Below are 15687 nucleotides of genomic sequence, written 5' to 3' on the forward strand. Positions count from 1 at the left end.
CCGACGCGGCCCCTCGACTACTGGTCGGCGAGCACCGACGTCGCGAACCTGGCGCACGCCTGGAACGTCAACTTCTCCAACGGCAACGTCGACAGCGACGCGAAGGAGTTCGGCGACTTCGTCCGGGCGGTTCGCGTTCCGTAGAGATCAGGCGCGACTCACGGCATTCCGACTCAGGGGGTTCCGAACGTACTGGCGATGAGGGCGAATCGTTCGCCCTGCGTCTTGCCCTTGAGGACCCCGATGCCCGGCGCGTACCACTTCGTCTCGGGCGCGCCTGGCAGCTGGCTCGTCTCGAGCACCTGGATCGCGTTGGCGAACCGGCCGGCCGGAACACCGACCGCCTTGCCCACCGCCTTCACGGTGTCCGTCTCGTCCACCACGGGCAGGAGGTCCTCGGGCTTGTACGTGTCGCCGACGGCGGGATTCGGCGGCATGAAAAGGCCCGGCATCGACGCGTTCGCCGTCTCGGCCGGATCGCCCGGCGTCGTCGGCCCGCCGACGAGCCAGCTTCCCTCGTGGGCGGTGACGATGCCGTTCTCGTACTCGTCGACCACCTCGCCGAAGTAGTACACGGCGCCGTCGTCGGCCTGGGCGAAGAAGTTCTGGGAGATCTCGCTCAGCTGGCCGCCCTGGAACTCCGTCTCCTGAAGGACGTGGCAGGGAACGTCGGCGCCGGCGAGCTGAAACGTCCTCGTCTCCGACTTGTAGATGTCGACGATCACGGTTTTCGCCTTGTCCTTCGAGCCCGCGAAGACCTTCACGGCGCCGGGCGGGAAGGGATGGAGCGGATTGGTGATGTCGAGTGGATGGCTGAACGTCGGCGAGGCGGCGTGCGACCAGGTGGAAACACCGGCAACGAGCACGATCCACGCCACCATGAGAGCGCTGCGCATCATGGGACCTCCTTGGTGATCTGCACCAGCTCGGACCTGTCCCCGTTGGGTTCGACCGTCAACAGGTTCCCGACGCCGGCGACGTAGAATTTGTCCGAAACGTCCCCCGGCGCGATCGGAGCCGACTCCGTCGTCTTGAGACAGTGGTCGAATGCCCCAAACGGGACGGTGACGGATTCGTCGAGCCCCGTGACCTCCGCGAGATCCTCGGCTTCGCCGAGCAGGAACTCCTGGCGGTAGAAGTCGCCGAGCGCCGGATGCGCTTCCATGACGATGCCCGCCTGCGCCCCGTCGATACCCGCCGTCCACGTGCCGGACAGATCGACGGGCAAGCCGCGATCGACGAGCGTCGTGTTCTCCCCGAAGTACCACACGTTGCCGTCGTCGTCCTGGGCGAACCAGTCGCGGGTGTCCTCGAGCACCACACCGTCGAGCTTGGACCCGGAGTCGTGCCGCGTCCTCTTCCGTCTCGGCGACGATGCGGCCGCCGGCGGCGGGAGGTGAGATCCCGCGCGCGCCTTAGATCCCGCGATGAACCGGACGTCGACCGCGCCAGGCGTCTTGCCGCGGCGCCCGGGGTCTGTCATGCAACGGCCCTTTCTATCCACCCCACGCTGGAGGAATGAACGATGCGCCCCATGTTGCTCCTGCTCGGCCTCACGTGCCTTGCCTCGCTCGCTGCATCGACCGCGCGGGCGACACCCGTCGCCTTCGCGCGCGGCGAGTTCGGCGTCGACTGGACGTCGGCGGGTGTCGGCGCCATCGGCTCGGACGATGCGTCCATCACGATCAGTGGCGTCACCGGGACGGTCAAGAGGGCCTACCTCTACTGGCACGGCGTCGACGGGCTCGACGCCGGGGGTGACGGCATCTACGACAACGAGAGCATCTCGTTCAACGGCAACGCCGTGACGGGCGTGTCGCTGGGCGACGCTCCGACGAACTGCTGGGGCGACGGCGCCAGCCGGGCGTTCCGCGCCGACGTGACGCCGTTCGTGACGGGCGACGGCGCGTACACGGTCTCGGGTCTCGCCTCGAAGCCGGGGCACGACGCGAACGGCGCGTCGCTCGTCGTCATCTTCGACGACGGCAACCGGGCCAACAACCGCGACCTGATCTTCTTCGAGGGCAACGATTCGAACAACCCCGAGCAGTTCCCGGGCGAGGACGACGGCTGGCACGCCCTGCTCGCGACCATCACCTACAACGGCGGCACGGTGCACGCGCAGCTCCACGTCGCCGACGGGCAGGACTTCGAGGACAGCGATCTCACGTTCATGTCCGGCTCCGGGAGCCTCACCGTCCCCGACGACGAGACCCACTGGGACGGGACGACGGTGCCGCTCGGCGCCGGCAACCGGTCGCCCAACGGCAGCCTGTGGGACATCCACGACTTCGACGTGACGTCGCTGTTCGGCGCGCCCGGCACCTACGCCCTGAATCTCGATGGTCAGGACCCGGTCGACGACTGCCTCGGCCTCGTGCTCGTCTTGATCGATCTGCCGGCCGGCGCCGGCCCGCTGTGCGGGCGCGTGCCGAGCACGACCTGCCGCGCGCCGGGCCGCGGGAAGGCGCGCCTCGCCGCCAAGAACAAGTCGCCCGACACGAAGGACGTGCTCGAGTGGCGCTGGGGCAAGGGCGACGCGAGCGCCAAGACCGACTTCGGCGATCCGCTGACGGACACGCGCTACGCGCTCTGCGTCTACGATCAGGGCGGGGAGCACCTCGTGACCCACCTCGAGGTTCCCGGCGGCGTCACGTGCGGCGGCAAGCCGTGCTGGAAGGCGAGCAAGAAGGGGTTCAACTACCGCGACAAGAACGGTGCCCTGGACGAGGTCGCCCTCGTCTCCGGCGAGGCCGGCAAGGCCAAGGTCAACGCCAAGGGCAAGGGGGCCGAGCTTGGCTTCGGCGCGTTCCCCCTGACGCTCCCCATCGTCGTGCAGCTCCAGGCGAGCAACAACGAGTGCTGGAGCGCGACCTACAGCAAGGCCAAGAAGAACACGAGTACGCTCGTCAACGCGAACTCCGACTGAGACGACGCGTCAGGCGCCGAGGCGCGTGCCGTCGGCGATCGCGAGCGGCCCGGGACCCGGGTGCGCGATCGCGACGTCGCCCGTCACGACCACGTCGCGGCCGAAGCGGACGTCGCCGCGCACGCGCAGGCGCGTGGCGCCGACCAGCGACGGCGCGCCGTGCGGAAAGCGCGCCTCCAGGTCCTGCACGCGACGATAGAAAGCGCCGTCGAGATCGACGAGCGGGCTCGGGCCGCGGCGCCTGGGTGACAGCACGACGCGATAGTCGTCCGTGAGGTCGTAGACGTCGGACCACAGGACGAGAAGGTCGCCGGTCGTCTTCACGGGGACGAAACGCGCCCGCGACACCCGCACCGCGCGCGCGCCCTCGAACACCGAGATCGCCGCGCCCATGGCCGTCTCGAGCTGGATCACCTTCGGCGACGCGGGATCGGCCGGGTCGACCGGCTTCTCGTTCGTGATCATCGGCAGGCCGAGCACGCCGCCCGTGCGGTCGAGCACGTCCTTCAGCGTGCGGAGGTTCACCCACAGGTTGTTCGCGTTGAAGAACTTGTGGCGCGTGGTGTCCTGGAACTCGTTCGTCTCGGTCTCTGGACACTGCGCGATCTCGCGCAGCATGAGGCGTCCATCCTTCAAGCGCGCGAGGTGGCCGCCCTTGCGGTCCGCCTCGGTGCGATCGATCACCTCCATCAGGAACGGCACGCGCTCGGCGGCGACGTAGCCGAGGATGTCGACGTCGAGGACGGCTCCCAGGTTGTCCGAGTTCGAGACGAACATGTACTCGAAGCCGCGCGCGAGCAGCGCGTCGAGGAGACCGGACGTCAGGAGCGCCGCGTAGATGTCCCCGTGGCCCGGTGGACACCACTCGTGCTCGGGGTCCGCTGGCCACGCGACCGGCGTTCCGTCGCTGGCGAGGATGCGCGGTACCTTGTGCTGGAGGAAGTCGTCCGGGAGATCCGTCGCGAGGTCCGGGTAGCGGGCCAGGACGCCGAGCGAATCCTCGCGCGTACGAAAGCTGTTCATGAGCACCAGCGGCAGCCGCGCGCCGAACGTGCGCCGGAGGTGCAGCGTCTGGCGGACGATGACGTCGAGGAACGAGAGGCCCTGCTTGGCGGGCAGGAGCGACTTCGCCCTCGTCATCCCCATGCTCGTCCCGAGGCCGCCGTTCAGCTTCACGACGACCGCTTTCGCGAGCGCCGCCCGGCCCGCGTCGGCGTAGCGCGCGAGCGCCGATGCGTCGGGCACCTCCGTCACCGGATCGATCTCGGCGGCGGAGACCTTCCCCTGCTGTCCGGCGCGCAGCAGCTCGTAGTAGTGACGGAAGATCCGGATCGCGACGGCCGGCTCGCCGGCGGCCTCCATCTTGGCCTGGAAGGGCGCGAACGCGTTCGTGCTCACCCGATCGAAGGTAGCAACTTCACCCGCGGGAGGCACGCCGTCGATCCTTGCCATTCCGGATCGTCTCGTGGTCGTGCAGGTCCACCACCCCGAGAAGCTGCGCTGAGGGGCTGTCGATCCGGGCCCATGCCGTTCGTCCCATGAGTGGAGGATCTTGATGAAGCGATTCATGCTGCTGATGCTCGACGGCGAGGTGTCGCGCGACTGGCGCGACGAGCAGTGGCTCGAGGCCTACAAGCGCATGAGCGCATGGAGGGAGGAGGTCGCGGCCCGCGGCCACCGGCCCGTCGGCGAGCCGCTTCGCACCGACGCCGAGGGGTTCCGGGTGCGCCGGCGCGGCGGCAAGCTGACCGTGACGGACGGCCCCTTCATCGACGCGAAGGAGCTGGTCGGCGGCTACATCATCGTCGAGTGCAACACGGCGGCCGAGGCGCTGGAGATCGCGAAGGCCTGCCCTGCGGGCGAGTGGGGCACGGTCGAGGTGCGCCCGCTCCGCGTCCCACCGCCCCTGCCCTGAGAAAGCGAGGCACGTCATGCCGCCCGCCTACATCGACCCGCTGGCGCCCGGTCTGGTCGAGGCATGGATGGACGCGCTGCGCACGCCGCTTTTGTGGCTCCTCACGGGGATGGCCTGTGGAACGATCCTCGTGACGCTGCTCGTCGTGCTCGAGGCCGTGCGGTCACGCCGTCGTCGGAAGCCGTCGAATCGCGGAACGGTCGTTCGTCTCCGAGGGAGGGGGGATCATGCGCTACATGCTGCTCATCTACTCGAACCACGCCGAATGGGACGCGCTCAGTGAAGCGGAGCAGGCGGCGGTCATGCGGGGGCACGCCGAGCTCGACGCCGACCTCCGGCGCGCCGGCAAGTACGAGACCTGCGACGCCCTCGCACCCACGACGTGCGCCACGACGGTGCGCGTGCGATCGGGCAAGACCCTCGTGACCGACGGCCCCTTCGCAGAGACGAGAGAGCAGCTCGGTGGCTTCTACGTCGTCGACGCGCGCAATCTCGACGACGCGATCGCCATCGCGTCGCGCATCCCGACCGCACGCAGCGGCTCGATCGAGATCCGCCCCATCGCGGAGATCGAGGTGCCGTCATGAAGTTCCTGCTCATGCTGATCAGCGACGAGCTCGCCTGGCAGAGCCTGCCGGCGGCCCAGCAGGAAGCGGTGGTCGCCCGTCACGGCACGTTCGAGCGCGACCTCACCGCGCAGGGCAAGTTCCTCGGGTGCAACGCGCTCGGCCCGAGCCGTGACGCGAAGACCGTCCGGCTCCACTCCGACGGCGCACACGTCGTGACCGACGGCCCCTACGCCGAGGCGAAGGAGTTGATCGGCGGCTACTACCTCATCGAATGCGCCTCCATGGACGAGGCCGTCGCGTGGGCCAAGCGCGTGCCGAACCCGTTCGGGAGCGTCGAAGTGCGCGCGGTGTGGGAGCCGGCCTCATGAGGTACCTGGTGACGATGAGAGACGAGGCCATAGCGTGGGCAAAGCGGCTCGTGGCCGGCAACACCGCCTGTGAGGTGCGACGGGTCTGGGAGTGAGCTACATGCCATGGCGGCGCCACGATGGAGACGGCCGACATCGAACGCTTCTATCGCGAGGAGTGGGGGCGCGTGCTCGCGACCGTCATCCGGCTCCTCGGCGACTTCCACGTCGCCGAGGAGGCGGTCCAGGACGCCTTCGCCGCCGCGCTCGAGCGCTGGCCGCGCGAGGGCGCACCGACCAACCCGCGCGCCTGGGTCATCTCCACCGCCCGCAATCGCGCCATCGACGTGCTCCGGCGCACGGGTCGCTTCGAGGCCATCCGCACCGAGCTCGGCCACATCTCCGAAACGCACGCGGACCTCGCCGTGAGCGACGTCGCCATCCCGGACGAGCGGCTCCGCCTGATCTTCACGTGCTGCCATCCGGCGCTCGCGCCGGAAGTGCAGACGGCGCTCTCGCTGCGCACGCTGTGCGGGCTCTCGACCGACGAGATCGCGCGCGCCTTCCTGGTCCCGTCGCCGACCATGGCGCAGCGCCTCGTGCGCGCGAAGCGGAAGATCGCCGAAGCGCGCATTCCCTACGAGGTCCCGCCGCCCGACGCGCTGCCCGAGCGGCTCGGCGCCGTCATGACGGTGATCTACCTCGTCTTCAACGAGGGCTACGCAGCGACGGCCGGCGACGCGCTCGTGCGCGCCGACCTCTGCCACGAGGCCATCCGTCTCGCGCGGCTCGTCTGCGAGCTCCTCCCGGCCGAGTCGGAGCCGCGGGGTCTGCTCGCCCTGATGCTCCTCCACGACGCGCGCCGCGCCGCGCGCACCGCGGCCGACGGGTCGCTGGTCCTGCTCGAGGACCAGGATCGCTCGCGCTGGGATCGCGCCCGGATCGACGAGGGGCTGGCGCTCGGCGCGAGCGCGCTCCGCGCCTCGCCGCCCGGGCCGTACGCGGTCCAGGCAGCGATCGTGGCGGAGCACGCGCGCGCGCAGCGCGTCCAGGACACGGACTGGCGACGCATCGTCGGGCTGTACGATCTGCTCGTGCGCCTCCAGCCGTCGCCGGTCGTCGAGCTGAACCGCGCCGTCGCGGTCGCGATGGCCGACGGTCCGGAAGCCGGCCTCGCCATCCTCGACCGCCTCCGCGACGTCCCCCAGCTCCGCGAGTATCACCTGCTGCCCGCGTCCCGCGCCGATCTGCTGCGACGCCTCGGGCGCCGTGCCGAAGCACGTGAGGAGTACGAGCGCGCGCTGGCGCTCGCCGAGAACGGCGCCGAGCGCGAGTTCCTGTCGCGGCGGATCGCGGAGTGCCGGACGCACTGAGCGGCTTGCGCGGGGGGCGCGCGCCGCGCTAGCGAGGTCGCATGTCGACCCGCGATCAGAATCTGGCTCTCGTGCGTCGCTTCTGGGATACGCTGTACGCGCACGAGTTCGCCAAGATCGGCGCGTTCTTCACCGACGACGCCGAATACGACGACGTGCCGATCCCGGCGGCCAAGGTGGTGGGGCCGGCCGCGATCATGCGCAAGCTCGAGATCGGCCTCGGTCGCGTGCCGAAGCACGTCCACCACGTGCACCGCATGGTGGCCGACGAGGCGACGGTCGTGACCGAGCACACCGAGGACTGGTGCTTTGCGCCCGATCACGTGGTCCCGCTGCCGTTCGTGTCGGTGCAGGTGTTGCGCGACGGGAAGATCGCCCTGTGGCGCGACTACAGCAACATCGACACGCTCATCTCGGCCGCGCCCGCGTGGTGGCTCGAGCACGTGACGTCGAGCTGGAGCGCCTGACGCGTCACTCGCGATGGCGCTCGGGTAACGGGCAGAACGCCCCCTCCGAGAAGCCCTGGGCCCCGACGTCGAACACGCGATTGTAGCGCGAGCGATAGTTCTCCCACGCGATCGCCGCACTGATCTCGACCATCTGCGCGTCGTCGAAATGCTGCCGGAGCGCCGCGAAGAGGTCCTCCGGCACGTCGGCGGGCGTCCGACTCAACGCGACCGCGAGCCGGAGCACGAGCTTGTCGACGTCCGAGAAGTGCGGGCTCTCCTCGAAGCGAGGAACGTCGTGGAGCTGCTCTTCGGTGAGTCCGGCCGCTCTGCCGACGGCAGAGCCGATGTCGATTCAAAAGGGACAGCCGATGAGCATCGCGGCTTTGATGCTCGCGAGCGTCTTCAGGCGCTGCGGCACACGGCTCGCGCGGCCGAGGAAGAACTCGTAGGCGCCGCTCGCCTGGAAGATCTGCGGGTTGTGCGCGGAGATGGTCATCGGCTCCGGGACCTTTCCGACCATCCGGCGCGCCACGCGGTAGAAGATCCGCGTGAGGAGGCCGGCCCGCTCGGGCGGCACGCCCGCGACGCGTGCCATCAGCGATGCTCCTTCCGTCTCATGCGCGATGGAACCTCGGCAGGCAGAGAATGGCCAGCAGGATCGCCGGCGCGAAGACGCCGGGCAGATCGACGAGCCAGTGGTCTGCGGGCAGCCTCCCGGCCGTGATGTCCGCCACGTGCAGCAGCGCGTGGGCGACGTAGAAGAACGTCGCGCCGTAGAGCACGCCGCGGCGCGCGGCCGGAACCTCGGCGGCGACGCACATGCCGACCCCGACGGCGGTGTACGCACACCCGATGTCGCGCACGAAGTGGAGGTTCAAAGGACCCGTGTCGGGGACGCGGGCCGGCAGGTTCCGGTACCAGCCCTCCGGATTCGCGAGCATCCAGCATCCGTTCCCGACGTTCCCGAGTCCCAGGATCCACAGCAGGAGTCGCATGGTCGGCTTCTCTCAGACCGGAAGACGAACGGGAAGCCCGCGGCGTGACACGGGCTCGCCCGTTGACCCGGTTCCGCGGCGCCTGCACCGTGCCCCGCGATGCTCGTCGATACGCACTGCCACATCATGCCGGACCGGCTCGCGAGCGCGATCCGGCGCTTCTTCGTTGCCCGAACACCTCGTGCACCATTGCGGAGTCGGCGAACGGCATCCGGCAGCTCGGGCTCAGCGACCGCGCGCTGCGCGCGATCCTCGGCGAGAACGCCGCGCGGCTCGTGCCGTAGCTACGGCGCGGCGCGCAGCTCGACGACGGAGATCTCCGGCGGCACGCGGAAGCGAACCGGCACGATGCTCGTCCCGAGCCCGGGGGTGACGAAGAGGTGCCGGCCGTCCTCGACGACGTGGCCGATCGCGTAGCGCTGCCCGTAGCGCGACGGCACGATCAAGCGGCCGACGAGCGGCAGGCACACCTGACCGCCGTGCGTGTGGCCGGCGATCGTGAGCGCGAGGCGCTCCGGCATGCGCGGAAAGACGTCGGGATTGTGCGTGAAGGCGACGACGGGCGCGTCGTCGGTCACCTCGGCGAGCGCGCCGTGCACGTCGTGACGTCCCTCCCAGAAGTCGCTCACGCCGGCGAGCCAGAAGCGGCCGTGCGGGCCGTCGATCGGGATCGCCTGGTCCTCGAGGGTCGTGATGCCGGCGCCGGCGAGCGCGCGCTGCACGCGTCCGACGTCGAACCACCAGTCGTGGTTGCCGAGCACGGCGTACACGCCGAGCGGTGCGTGCAGCCCGCGCAGGACGGCAGCCGTCTCCTCGGGCGGAACGAAGGTGCCGCCTGGAATGCCCTTGATCACGTAGTCGCCCGCGAGGAGCACGAGGTCCGCGCCGGCGGCGTTCGTCTCGTCGACGATGCGCCGCAGCTTGTCGATGCCGTTCCACGGCGAGCCCACGTGCAGATCGGCGAGCACGGCGATGCGGAGACCGTTCAATCGAGACGGCCAGCGTTCGAGCGGCAGCACGTAGCGCTCCACGCGAAGCGACGCCGGCTCGATCCAGAAGGCGCGCAGCCCGAGCCCGAGGGCGGCGATGCCCACGAGCAGCCCGAGCCATCCCCACCATCGCCGCCGCATCGGGGTGTCGAGGTAGCACAGGGAGGGGGTCAAGTAAGGATCACTCGCCCCTTGACATCGAGGCGAAAAAAGAGCGAAACAGGATCCATGTCCGCCGCCGCCCTTCTCGACCGGCTCGGCCGTCCCGGGGACATCCGATTAGGTGCCTCGCCCCGGGGCGGCCACCCCCTCCTTCCCACGGGCATCGCGGCGCTCGACGCTGCGACGGGCGGCGGCATCCCACGTGGACGCATGACCGAGCTCGCCGGGCGGCGGAGCACCGGCCGAACGGGGCTCGCCTGCGCCATCGCGGCGCGGGCGACGCAGGCCGGAGAGGTCGTCGCCTGGATCGATCCCGCCAACTCCCTCGACCCCGAGGCCGCCACCACCACCGGCCTCGTCCTTGCCCGCGTGCTCTGGGTCAGACCCCGGTCCGAGCACGACGTCCCACCAGCCGCCGAGTGCCTCCTCGGCGCGGGCGGCTTCGGCCTGGTCGTCCTCGACCTCGCCGAAGCCGCCCACCCCTCCACTCCCTGGCCGCGGCTCGTGCGCGCCGCCGAGCGCACGCGCACGACGCTGCTGGTGCTCACCTCGCATCGTCAGGCCGGCGCGCACGCGGCGCTCGGGCTCGAGATCACCACCCGGCGTGCCGAGTGGCATCGCGATACCGGACGCCCGACCCTTCTCGCCGGCATCACCGCCGCGCTCACCGTCACCCGAAACCGCATCGGCATTCCCGGCCGCGCGCTCACCCTGAGGCAAGCCGCCTGTGCGTGATCGCCGCCGGCCATGCCCCGCATCGCCTGCCTCGTCGTGCCCGATCTTCCCGTGGCCGCCCTTTGCCGCGCTGATCCCGATTGTGCAGCCCGTCCCCTCGTCCTCACCGACGCCCCCGGACCACACGCGCGCGTCGTCGCCGCCTCGGCGAGCGCCCGCGCGCTCGGCATCCGTCCCGCGAAGCACACCGCTGCACAGGCTCGTGCACTTCTTGCTCAGCTGATCGTCCGCCGGCGCGACGCCGCGGCCGAGGCATCGGCCGCGCACGCGCTCGTCGACGTCGCCGCATCGCTCGCGCAGCGCATCGAGGTCGCCGCGGACGCCACGGTCTTCCTCGACGCCGAGGGATCGACCCATCTCGCCGGCACCGAAGCCGGGCTCGCGACGGCGCTCGTCGCGCGCGCGGCGCGCGTGGGGCTCGAGGCGCGCGCTGCGGTGGCGTCGAGCATGACGGTGGCGCGGCTCGCCGCCCGTCACGGTCACGGCACCGAGGTCGTGCCCGCCGGCAGCGAGCGGGGATTCCTGGCGCCGTTGCCGCTCGCCTGCCTCGACCCCGCCCCCGACGTCGCCGTGACGCTCGCGCGCTGGGGCATCCGCACGCTCGGCGAGCTCGCACTCCTCCCGACGGGCGAGGTCGCCACGCGGCTCGGACCGCCGGGCGTGCCGCTCATCCGCGCCGCGCGTGGCGAGGACGAGCGCCCCCTCATGCCGGCGGCGATCGCCGGCGACGTCGAGGAGTCGGTCGTGCTCGAGCACGCGATCGACAACCTGGAGCCGCTCCTGTTCGTGCTGCACGGCCTCGTCCTGCGCGCCGTCGAGCGGCTCGGCCTCGCGGGCATCGGCTGCGCGCGGCTCGGTCTCGCGCTCGAGCTGGACGACCGGAGCCGCGATGCGCGCACGATCCCGCTCGCCGCGCCCACCCGCGACGTGAAGACGCTCCTCGGCTGTCTGCGCGTCGAGCTCGAAGCGCACCCGCCGCGCGCGGCGATCGTGAAGCTCACGATCGTCGCCACGCCGGCGCTCGTGCGCGCCACACAGCTCGGTCTCTTCGCCCCGGCGGGGCCGTCGCCCGAGCGGCTCGCGACCACGCTCGCGCGGCTGGGCGCGATGTGCGGCACGGAGGGCGTGGGCACGCCCGTCGTCGTCGACTCGCACCGCCCGGGCGACGCGGCCGTGGCGCCGTTCACGCTGCCGTCCGCGACGCTACCGGACCGCACGGCGGAGTCGTCGTGCCGCCTCGTCATCCGCGCGCTCCGTCCGCCGCAGCCGCTCCAGGTGTTCACCGAGCGCGACGCGCCGAGCTTCGTGCGCGGTGCGGGGCTCGGCGGTCGCGTCGTCGGCGCCGCGGGCCCCTGGCGCGTCACCGCCGAATGGTGGGACGACGCGCCCGTCGTGCGCGACTACTACGATCTCGAGCTCACCGACGGCGGGATCTACCGCTGCTTCCGCGATCGCCGATCGGGGGAGTGGTTCGTCGATGGGGCGTACGACTGACTCTCACCATGTCGATCAATCATGCCCACGACTGAGCATCCGTCCCTCTGGCCACTCGACGCCGAGGCGGCTATGGTCACCGCATGGCGACGATCGTCCGATGGAACGGCGCTGATCTCCCCGAGGAGCTTCGGCGACTTCCTGCAGGACGCTACGTCGTCGAGTCGGTCGACGACATCCCGCCCCTCACGCCCGAGGAGGATGCAGGCATCGAGCTTGCCCTCACCACACTCGAGCATGGAGGCGGAGTGGACGATCCCGACGTCCAGCGGCGCATCATCGCTCCGTTGCGTCGCTGAGAATCGTCTACCCTCCGCAAGCGATCGAGGATCGTCAGGCGTTCGTCGCGCATGTTGCGGCAAGCAACCTCGGTGCGGCGATGAGCATGGCCGAGGGCGTCTTTCGTGTCGTGCATCGACTCGCGCGCGGAGAGTTCGACGGACCGGAGCAACGGCTTCGGTCGGAGCAAGTCATCAGGAGCTGGCCCGTCCATCCGTTGCGGATCTACTACCGGCGCACTACGGACACATTCCAAGTCCTGCGCGTGTACCGCCAAGCGCGTCGCCCGATCGCGAAGTAGCAGGAGATCCGCTCGCGCCGTGGCCCGGCCATGCCCGGCTCTGACTACGTCGAGCTGCGCTGCCGGAGCGCGTTCAGCTTCCTGGCGGGTGCGTCGCTGCCCGAGGATCTCGCCCTTCGCGCGGCCGCGCTCGGCTACGACGCGATCGCGCTCGCCGACTGCGGGGGCGTCTACGGGGCGCCGCGCTTCTTCCAGGCGGCCAGGCGCGCCGGTGTACGCGCGATCGTTGGCGCCGACGTGCCGGTCGCCGGCGCCGGCGTGCTGCATCTCCTGGTCGAGAGCGCCGTGGGCTATCGCAACCTCTGCCGCCTGCTCACCGCGGGCGCGCTCGGCCGTCCCAAGGGCGACGCGCGGGTCGACTGGACGCAGGTCGAGGAGCACGCGGCCGGGCTCGCCTGTCTCGCGGGCGGCGAGGACGGCGTGCTCGCCGATCCGGCGACGGCGCCGGCGAACTTGCATCGTCTCGCCGGCATCTTCCCCGACCGCCTCGCCGTCGACGTGCACCATCATCGTGACCGCGCAGGCGCTCGCTTCGCACGCCGGCTGGCGGACCTGGCCGAGACACACCGCGTTCCCGTCGTGGCGACCAACGACGTGCGGCACGCGACGCCACGGGATCGCCCGCTCCTCGACGTCCTCATCTGCATCCGCCTCGGCACGACGGTGGACGCGGCCGGGCGCCGGCTGCTCGCGAACGCCGAACGACACCTGAAGTCCGCCGCCGAGATGGCGGCGCTCTTCCGCGACACGCCGGCGTGGATCCGCGAGAGCCGCCGCATCGCCGAGCGCTGCGCCTTCACGCTCGCCGACCTGCCCTATCGCTTCCCCGACTATCCGCTGCCGCCCGGCGAGACGCCGCAGGGCTTCCTGCGCGAGCTCACGTTCGCGGGCGCGCGTGAGCGCTGGCGGCCCGTCACGCCGCGCATCCGCCGCCAGCTCGAGCACGAGCTCGCCGTCGTCGCCAAGCTCGACCTCGCCGGCTACTTCCTCATCGTCTGGGACATCGTCCGCTTCTGCCGCGAGCGCGGCATCCTGTGTCAGGGGCGCGGATCGGCGGCGAACAGCGCCGTCTGCTACGCGCTCGGCATCACCGCCGTCGACGCCGTGGCGATGGACCTGCTCTTCGAGCGCTTCCTCTCCGAGGAGCGCGGCGAATGGCCGGACATCGACCTCGATCTGCCCTCCGGCGATCGCCGGGAAGAGGTGATCCAGTACGTCTACCGCCGCTACGGCGAGCGCGGCGCCGCCATGACGGCGACCGTCGTCAGCTATCGCACGCGCAGCGCCGTGCGCGAGGTGGGCAAGGCGCTCGGCCTGGGGCTCGATCAGGTCGATCGGCTGGCCAAGCTCCTGCGCGCGCACGGCTGGCACGACCAGCACGACGAGCTGGCGGCCCAGCTCCGCAACGGCGGCGTCGATCCCGCGGCGCCGCGCATCGCGCTCCTGGTCGAGCTCGTCCGGCAGATCCAGAGTCTGCCGCGTCACCTCGGCCAGCACACCGGCGGCATGGTGATCGCCGCCGGCAGGCTCGACGACGTCGTGCCGCTCGAGCCGGCCGCGATGGCCGGCCGGCACGTGATCCAGTGGGACAAGGACGACTGCGCCGACCTCGGGCTCATCAAGGTCGACCTCCTCGGCCTCGGCATGATGGCGGCGCTCGAGGAGGCGATCCCGCTCGTGCGCGAGCACGAGGGCGTGGAGGTCGACCTCGCGCACCTGCCCCCCGACGATCCGAAGGTCTATGCCATGCTCCAGCGCGCCGACACGATCGGCGTCTTCCAGGTCGAGAGCCGCGCACAGATGGCGACCCTGCCGCGCATGAAGCCCGATCACTTCTACGACCTCGTCGTCGAGGTCGCGATCATCCGTCCCGGCCCCATCGTGGGACAGATGGTGCATCCCTATCTGCGCCGGCGTGCGGGGCGCGAGGCCGTGACGTACGCGCATCCCGCGCTCGAGCCCATTCTCGCGCGCACGCTCGGCGTGCCGCTCTTCCAGGAGCAGCTCCTGCGCATGGCGATGGCCGTCGCCGGCTTCACGGGCGGCGAGGCCGAGGAGCTCCGTCGCGCGATGGGCTTCAAGCGCTCGGAAGCGCGCATGCAGGCGATCGAGGCGCGCCTGCGCGCCGGCATGACCGCACACGGCATCGCCGGCACGACGCAGGACGACATCGTGCGCGGCATCACGTCGTTCGCGCTCTACGGCTTCCCCGAATCGCACGCGGCGAGCTTCGCGCTGCTCGCCTACGCGTCGGCGTACCTGAAGGCGCACCACCCGGCCGCGTTCTACTGCGCGCTGCTCAACGCGTGGCCGATGGGCTTCTACCACCCGGCGACGCTCGTGAAGGACGGCGAGCGGCACGGCGTGCGCTTCCTGCCGATCGACGCCGAGCGCTCGGCGTGGCGGTGCACGATCGAGTCCGGCGCCGTGCGGCTCGGCCTGCGCTACGTGAAGGGCCTCCGCGCCGCCGCCGCCGAGCGGATCGTCGCGGCGCGGCCCTGCACGTCGGTGGGCGACCTCGCCCGGCGCGCGCTCCTCGAACGCGACGAGCTGGATGCGCTCGCGCACGCGGGCGCGCTCGCGCCCTTCGGCCTCTCCCGGCGCGAAGCCCTCTGGCAGGCGTCGGCGGTCGAGCGCGATCCGACCTCGCTCCTCGCCCGCACGCGACCGGAACGCTCCGGGTCTCCGCTTCCGCCCATGTCCCCCTTCGAGGAGACGGCCGCCGACTACGCGACGACGGGCCTCACGACGGGCCCGCACGTCATGGCGTACCTCCGCGATCGGCTGCGCGCCGAAGGCGTGGTCGCGACGTGCGACCTCGCGCGCGTCCGCGACGGCGCGCGGGTGCGCGTCGCCGGTCACGTGATCGTCCGCCAGCGACCCGGCACGGCGAAGGGGATGTGCTTCCTCACGCTCGAGGACGAGACGGGCACGGCGAACGCCTTTCTCACGCCGCCCACCTACGAGCGCTGGCGCGTGCTGCTCAACACTTCCCCGCTCGTGGAGGTGGCGGGCCAGCTCGAGCATCGCGACGGCGTGACGCACGTGCGCGTCGCGTCGCTGCGGCGGCTCGACGCGGTCCCGGAGCTCCCCGAAGGACACGACTACCGCTGACGGTTGCCGAGCACGGCCGCCGCAGCTTAGACGAGA

The 15687-nt window shown here is 71.1% G+C and carries 18 protein-coding genes; 11 read left to right on the plus strand and 7 right to left on the minus strand.

Going from position 1 to position 15687, the window contains the following annotated elements; translation table 11 throughout:
• Nucleotides 1-173 precede the first annotated feature (173 nt).
• Together VMS22_04565 and VMS22_04570 are read right to left on the minus strand one after the other, a co-directional pair.
• Nucleotides 174-896, minus strand: a complete 723-nt coding sequence (locus tag VMS22_04565; GenBank protein HXJ33292.1) for a hypothetical protein — start codon at nt 894-896, stop codon at nt 174-176.
• Nucleotides 896-1321 carry a hypothetical protein gene (locus VMS22_04570; protein HXJ33293.1) on the minus strand — a complete coding sequence of 142 codons (426 nt, stop codon included), beginning with the start codon at nt 1319-1321 and terminating at the stop codon, nt 896-898. The genes VMS22_04565 and VMS22_04570 overlap by 1 nt, the downstream gene beginning before the upstream one ends.
• Nucleotides 1322-1525: 204 nt before the next feature.
• Here VMS22_04570 and VMS22_04575 point away from each other — a divergent pair, with 204 nt between their 5' ends.
• Complete coding sequence (locus VMS22_04575) at nt 1526-2929, plus strand: hypothetical protein (GenBank protein ID HXJ33294.1); 1404 nt, start codon at nt 1526-1528, stop codon at nt 2927-2929.
• A 9-nt stretch (nt 2930-2938) separates the two neighbouring features.
• On the opposite strand, the gene VMS22_04580 is transcribed toward VMS22_04575, so the two are convergent.
• The gene (locus VMS22_04580; protein ID HXJ33295.1) at nt 2939-4327 is read right to left on the minus strand and encodes a UTP--glucose-1-phosphate uridylyltransferase; all 1389 of its coding nucleotides are present in this window, start codon (nt 4325-4327) and stop codon (nt 2939-2941) included.
• Nucleotides 4328-4484: 157 nt separating this feature from the next.
• On the opposite strand from VMS22_04580, the gene VMS22_04585 reads away from it, so the two are divergent.
• The 5 genes from VMS22_04585 to VMS22_04605 all read left to right on the plus strand — a co-directional run bounded on the left by VMS22_04585 (nt 4485) and on the right by VMS22_04605 (nt 7600).
• Entirely contained in the window at nt 4485-4844 is a 360-nt protein-coding gene (locus VMS22_04585) for a YciI family protein (protein HXJ33296.1), read from the plus strand.
• Nucleotides 4845-5071: 227 nt separating this feature from the next.
• On the plus strand, nt 5072-5431 hold the full coding sequence (locus VMS22_04590; GenBank protein HXJ33297.1) for a YciI family protein: 360 nt from the start codon (nt 5072-5074) through the stop codon (nt 5429-5431).
• A complete protein-coding gene (locus VMS22_04595; protein HXJ33298.1) occupies nt 5428-5781 on the plus strand; it encodes a YciI family protein in 354 nt (117 codons plus the stop codon). The genes VMS22_04590 and VMS22_04595 overlap by 4 nt, the downstream gene beginning before the upstream one ends.
• A gap of 119 nt (nt 5782-5900) precedes the next feature.
• Nucleotides 5901-7133 carry an RNA polymerase sigma factor gene (locus tag VMS22_04600; protein HXJ33299.1) on the plus strand — a complete coding sequence of 411 codons (1233 nt, stop codon included), beginning with the start codon at nt 5901-5903 and terminating at the stop codon, nt 7131-7133.
• 41 nt (nt 7134-7174) lie between these two features.
• The gene (locus tag VMS22_04605) at nt 7175-7600 is read left to right on the plus strand and encodes a nuclear transport factor 2 family protein (GenBank protein HXJ33300.1); all 426 of its coding nucleotides are present in this window, start codon (nt 7175-7177) and stop codon (nt 7598-7600) included.
• Between the two features lie 4 nt (nt 7601-7604).
• Here the strand turns inward: VMS22_04605 and VMS22_04610 are convergent, their stop codons facing one another.
• The 3 genes from VMS22_04610 to VMS22_04620 all read right to left on the minus strand — a co-directional run bounded on the left by VMS22_04610 (nt 7605) and on the right by VMS22_04620 (nt 8577).
• Nucleotides 7605-7826 carry a hypothetical protein gene (locus VMS22_04610; GenBank protein HXJ33301.1) on the minus strand — a complete coding sequence of 74 codons (222 nt, stop codon included), beginning with the start codon at nt 7824-7826 and terminating at the stop codon, nt 7605-7607.
• Between the two features lie 108 nt (nt 7827-7934).
• Nucleotides 7935-8177, minus strand: a complete 243-nt coding sequence (locus VMS22_04615) for a hypothetical protein (GenBank protein ID HXJ33302.1) — start codon at nt 8175-8177, stop codon at nt 7935-7937.
• A 19-nt stretch (nt 8178-8196) separates the two neighbouring features.
• Nucleotides 8197-8577 carry a hypothetical protein gene (locus VMS22_04620; GenBank protein HXJ33303.1) on the minus strand — a complete coding sequence of 127 codons (381 nt, stop codon included), beginning with the start codon at nt 8575-8577 and terminating at the stop codon, nt 8197-8199.
• A 44-nt stretch (nt 8578-8621) separates the two neighbouring features.
• On the opposite strand from VMS22_04620, the gene VMS22_04625 reads away from it, so the two are divergent.
• Nucleotides 8622-8861, plus strand: coding sequence for a hypothetical protein (locus tag VMS22_04625; GenBank protein HXJ33304.1), 240 nt, complete (start codon nt 8622-8624; stop codon nt 8859-8861).
• On the opposite strand, the gene VMS22_04630 is transcribed toward VMS22_04625, so the two are convergent.
• Nucleotides 8862-9740 (minus strand): metallophosphoesterase, encoded by an 879-nt coding sequence (locus tag VMS22_04630; protein HXJ33305.1) that lies wholly within the window; start codon nt 9738-9740, stop codon nt 8862-8864.
• Between the two features lie 54 nt (nt 9741-9794).
• Between VMS22_04630 and VMS22_04635 the strand changes: the two genes are divergently transcribed.
• The 4 genes from VMS22_04635 to VMS22_04650 all read left to right on the plus strand — a co-directional run bounded on the left by VMS22_04635 (nt 9795) and on the right by VMS22_04650 (nt 15651).
• Nucleotides 9795-10463, plus strand: a complete 669-nt coding sequence (locus VMS22_04635; GenBank protein ID HXJ33306.1) for a hypothetical protein — start codon at nt 9795-9797, stop codon at nt 10461-10463.
• A 12-nt stretch (nt 10464-10475) separates the two neighbouring features.
• Nucleotides 10476-11957, plus strand: a complete 1482-nt coding sequence (locus VMS22_04640; protein ID HXJ33307.1) for a DNA polymerase Y family protein — start codon at nt 10476-10478, stop codon at nt 11955-11957.
• Between the two features lie 83 nt (nt 11958-12040).
• Nucleotides 12041-12256, plus strand: a complete 216-nt coding sequence (locus VMS22_04645) for a hypothetical protein (protein HXJ33308.1) — start codon at nt 12041-12043, stop codon at nt 12254-12256.
• Nucleotides 12257-12567: 311 nt separating this feature from the next.
• Entirely contained in the window at nt 12568-15651 is a 3084-nt protein-coding gene (locus tag VMS22_04650) for an error-prone DNA polymerase (GenBank protein HXJ33309.1), read from the plus strand.
• Nucleotides 15652-15687 lie beyond the last annotated feature (36 nt).

This window comes from Candidatus Eisenbacteria bacterium (assembly GCA_035577985.1).
Lineage (GTDB): Bacteria > Desulfobacterota > Binatia > DP-6 > DP-6 > DATJZY01.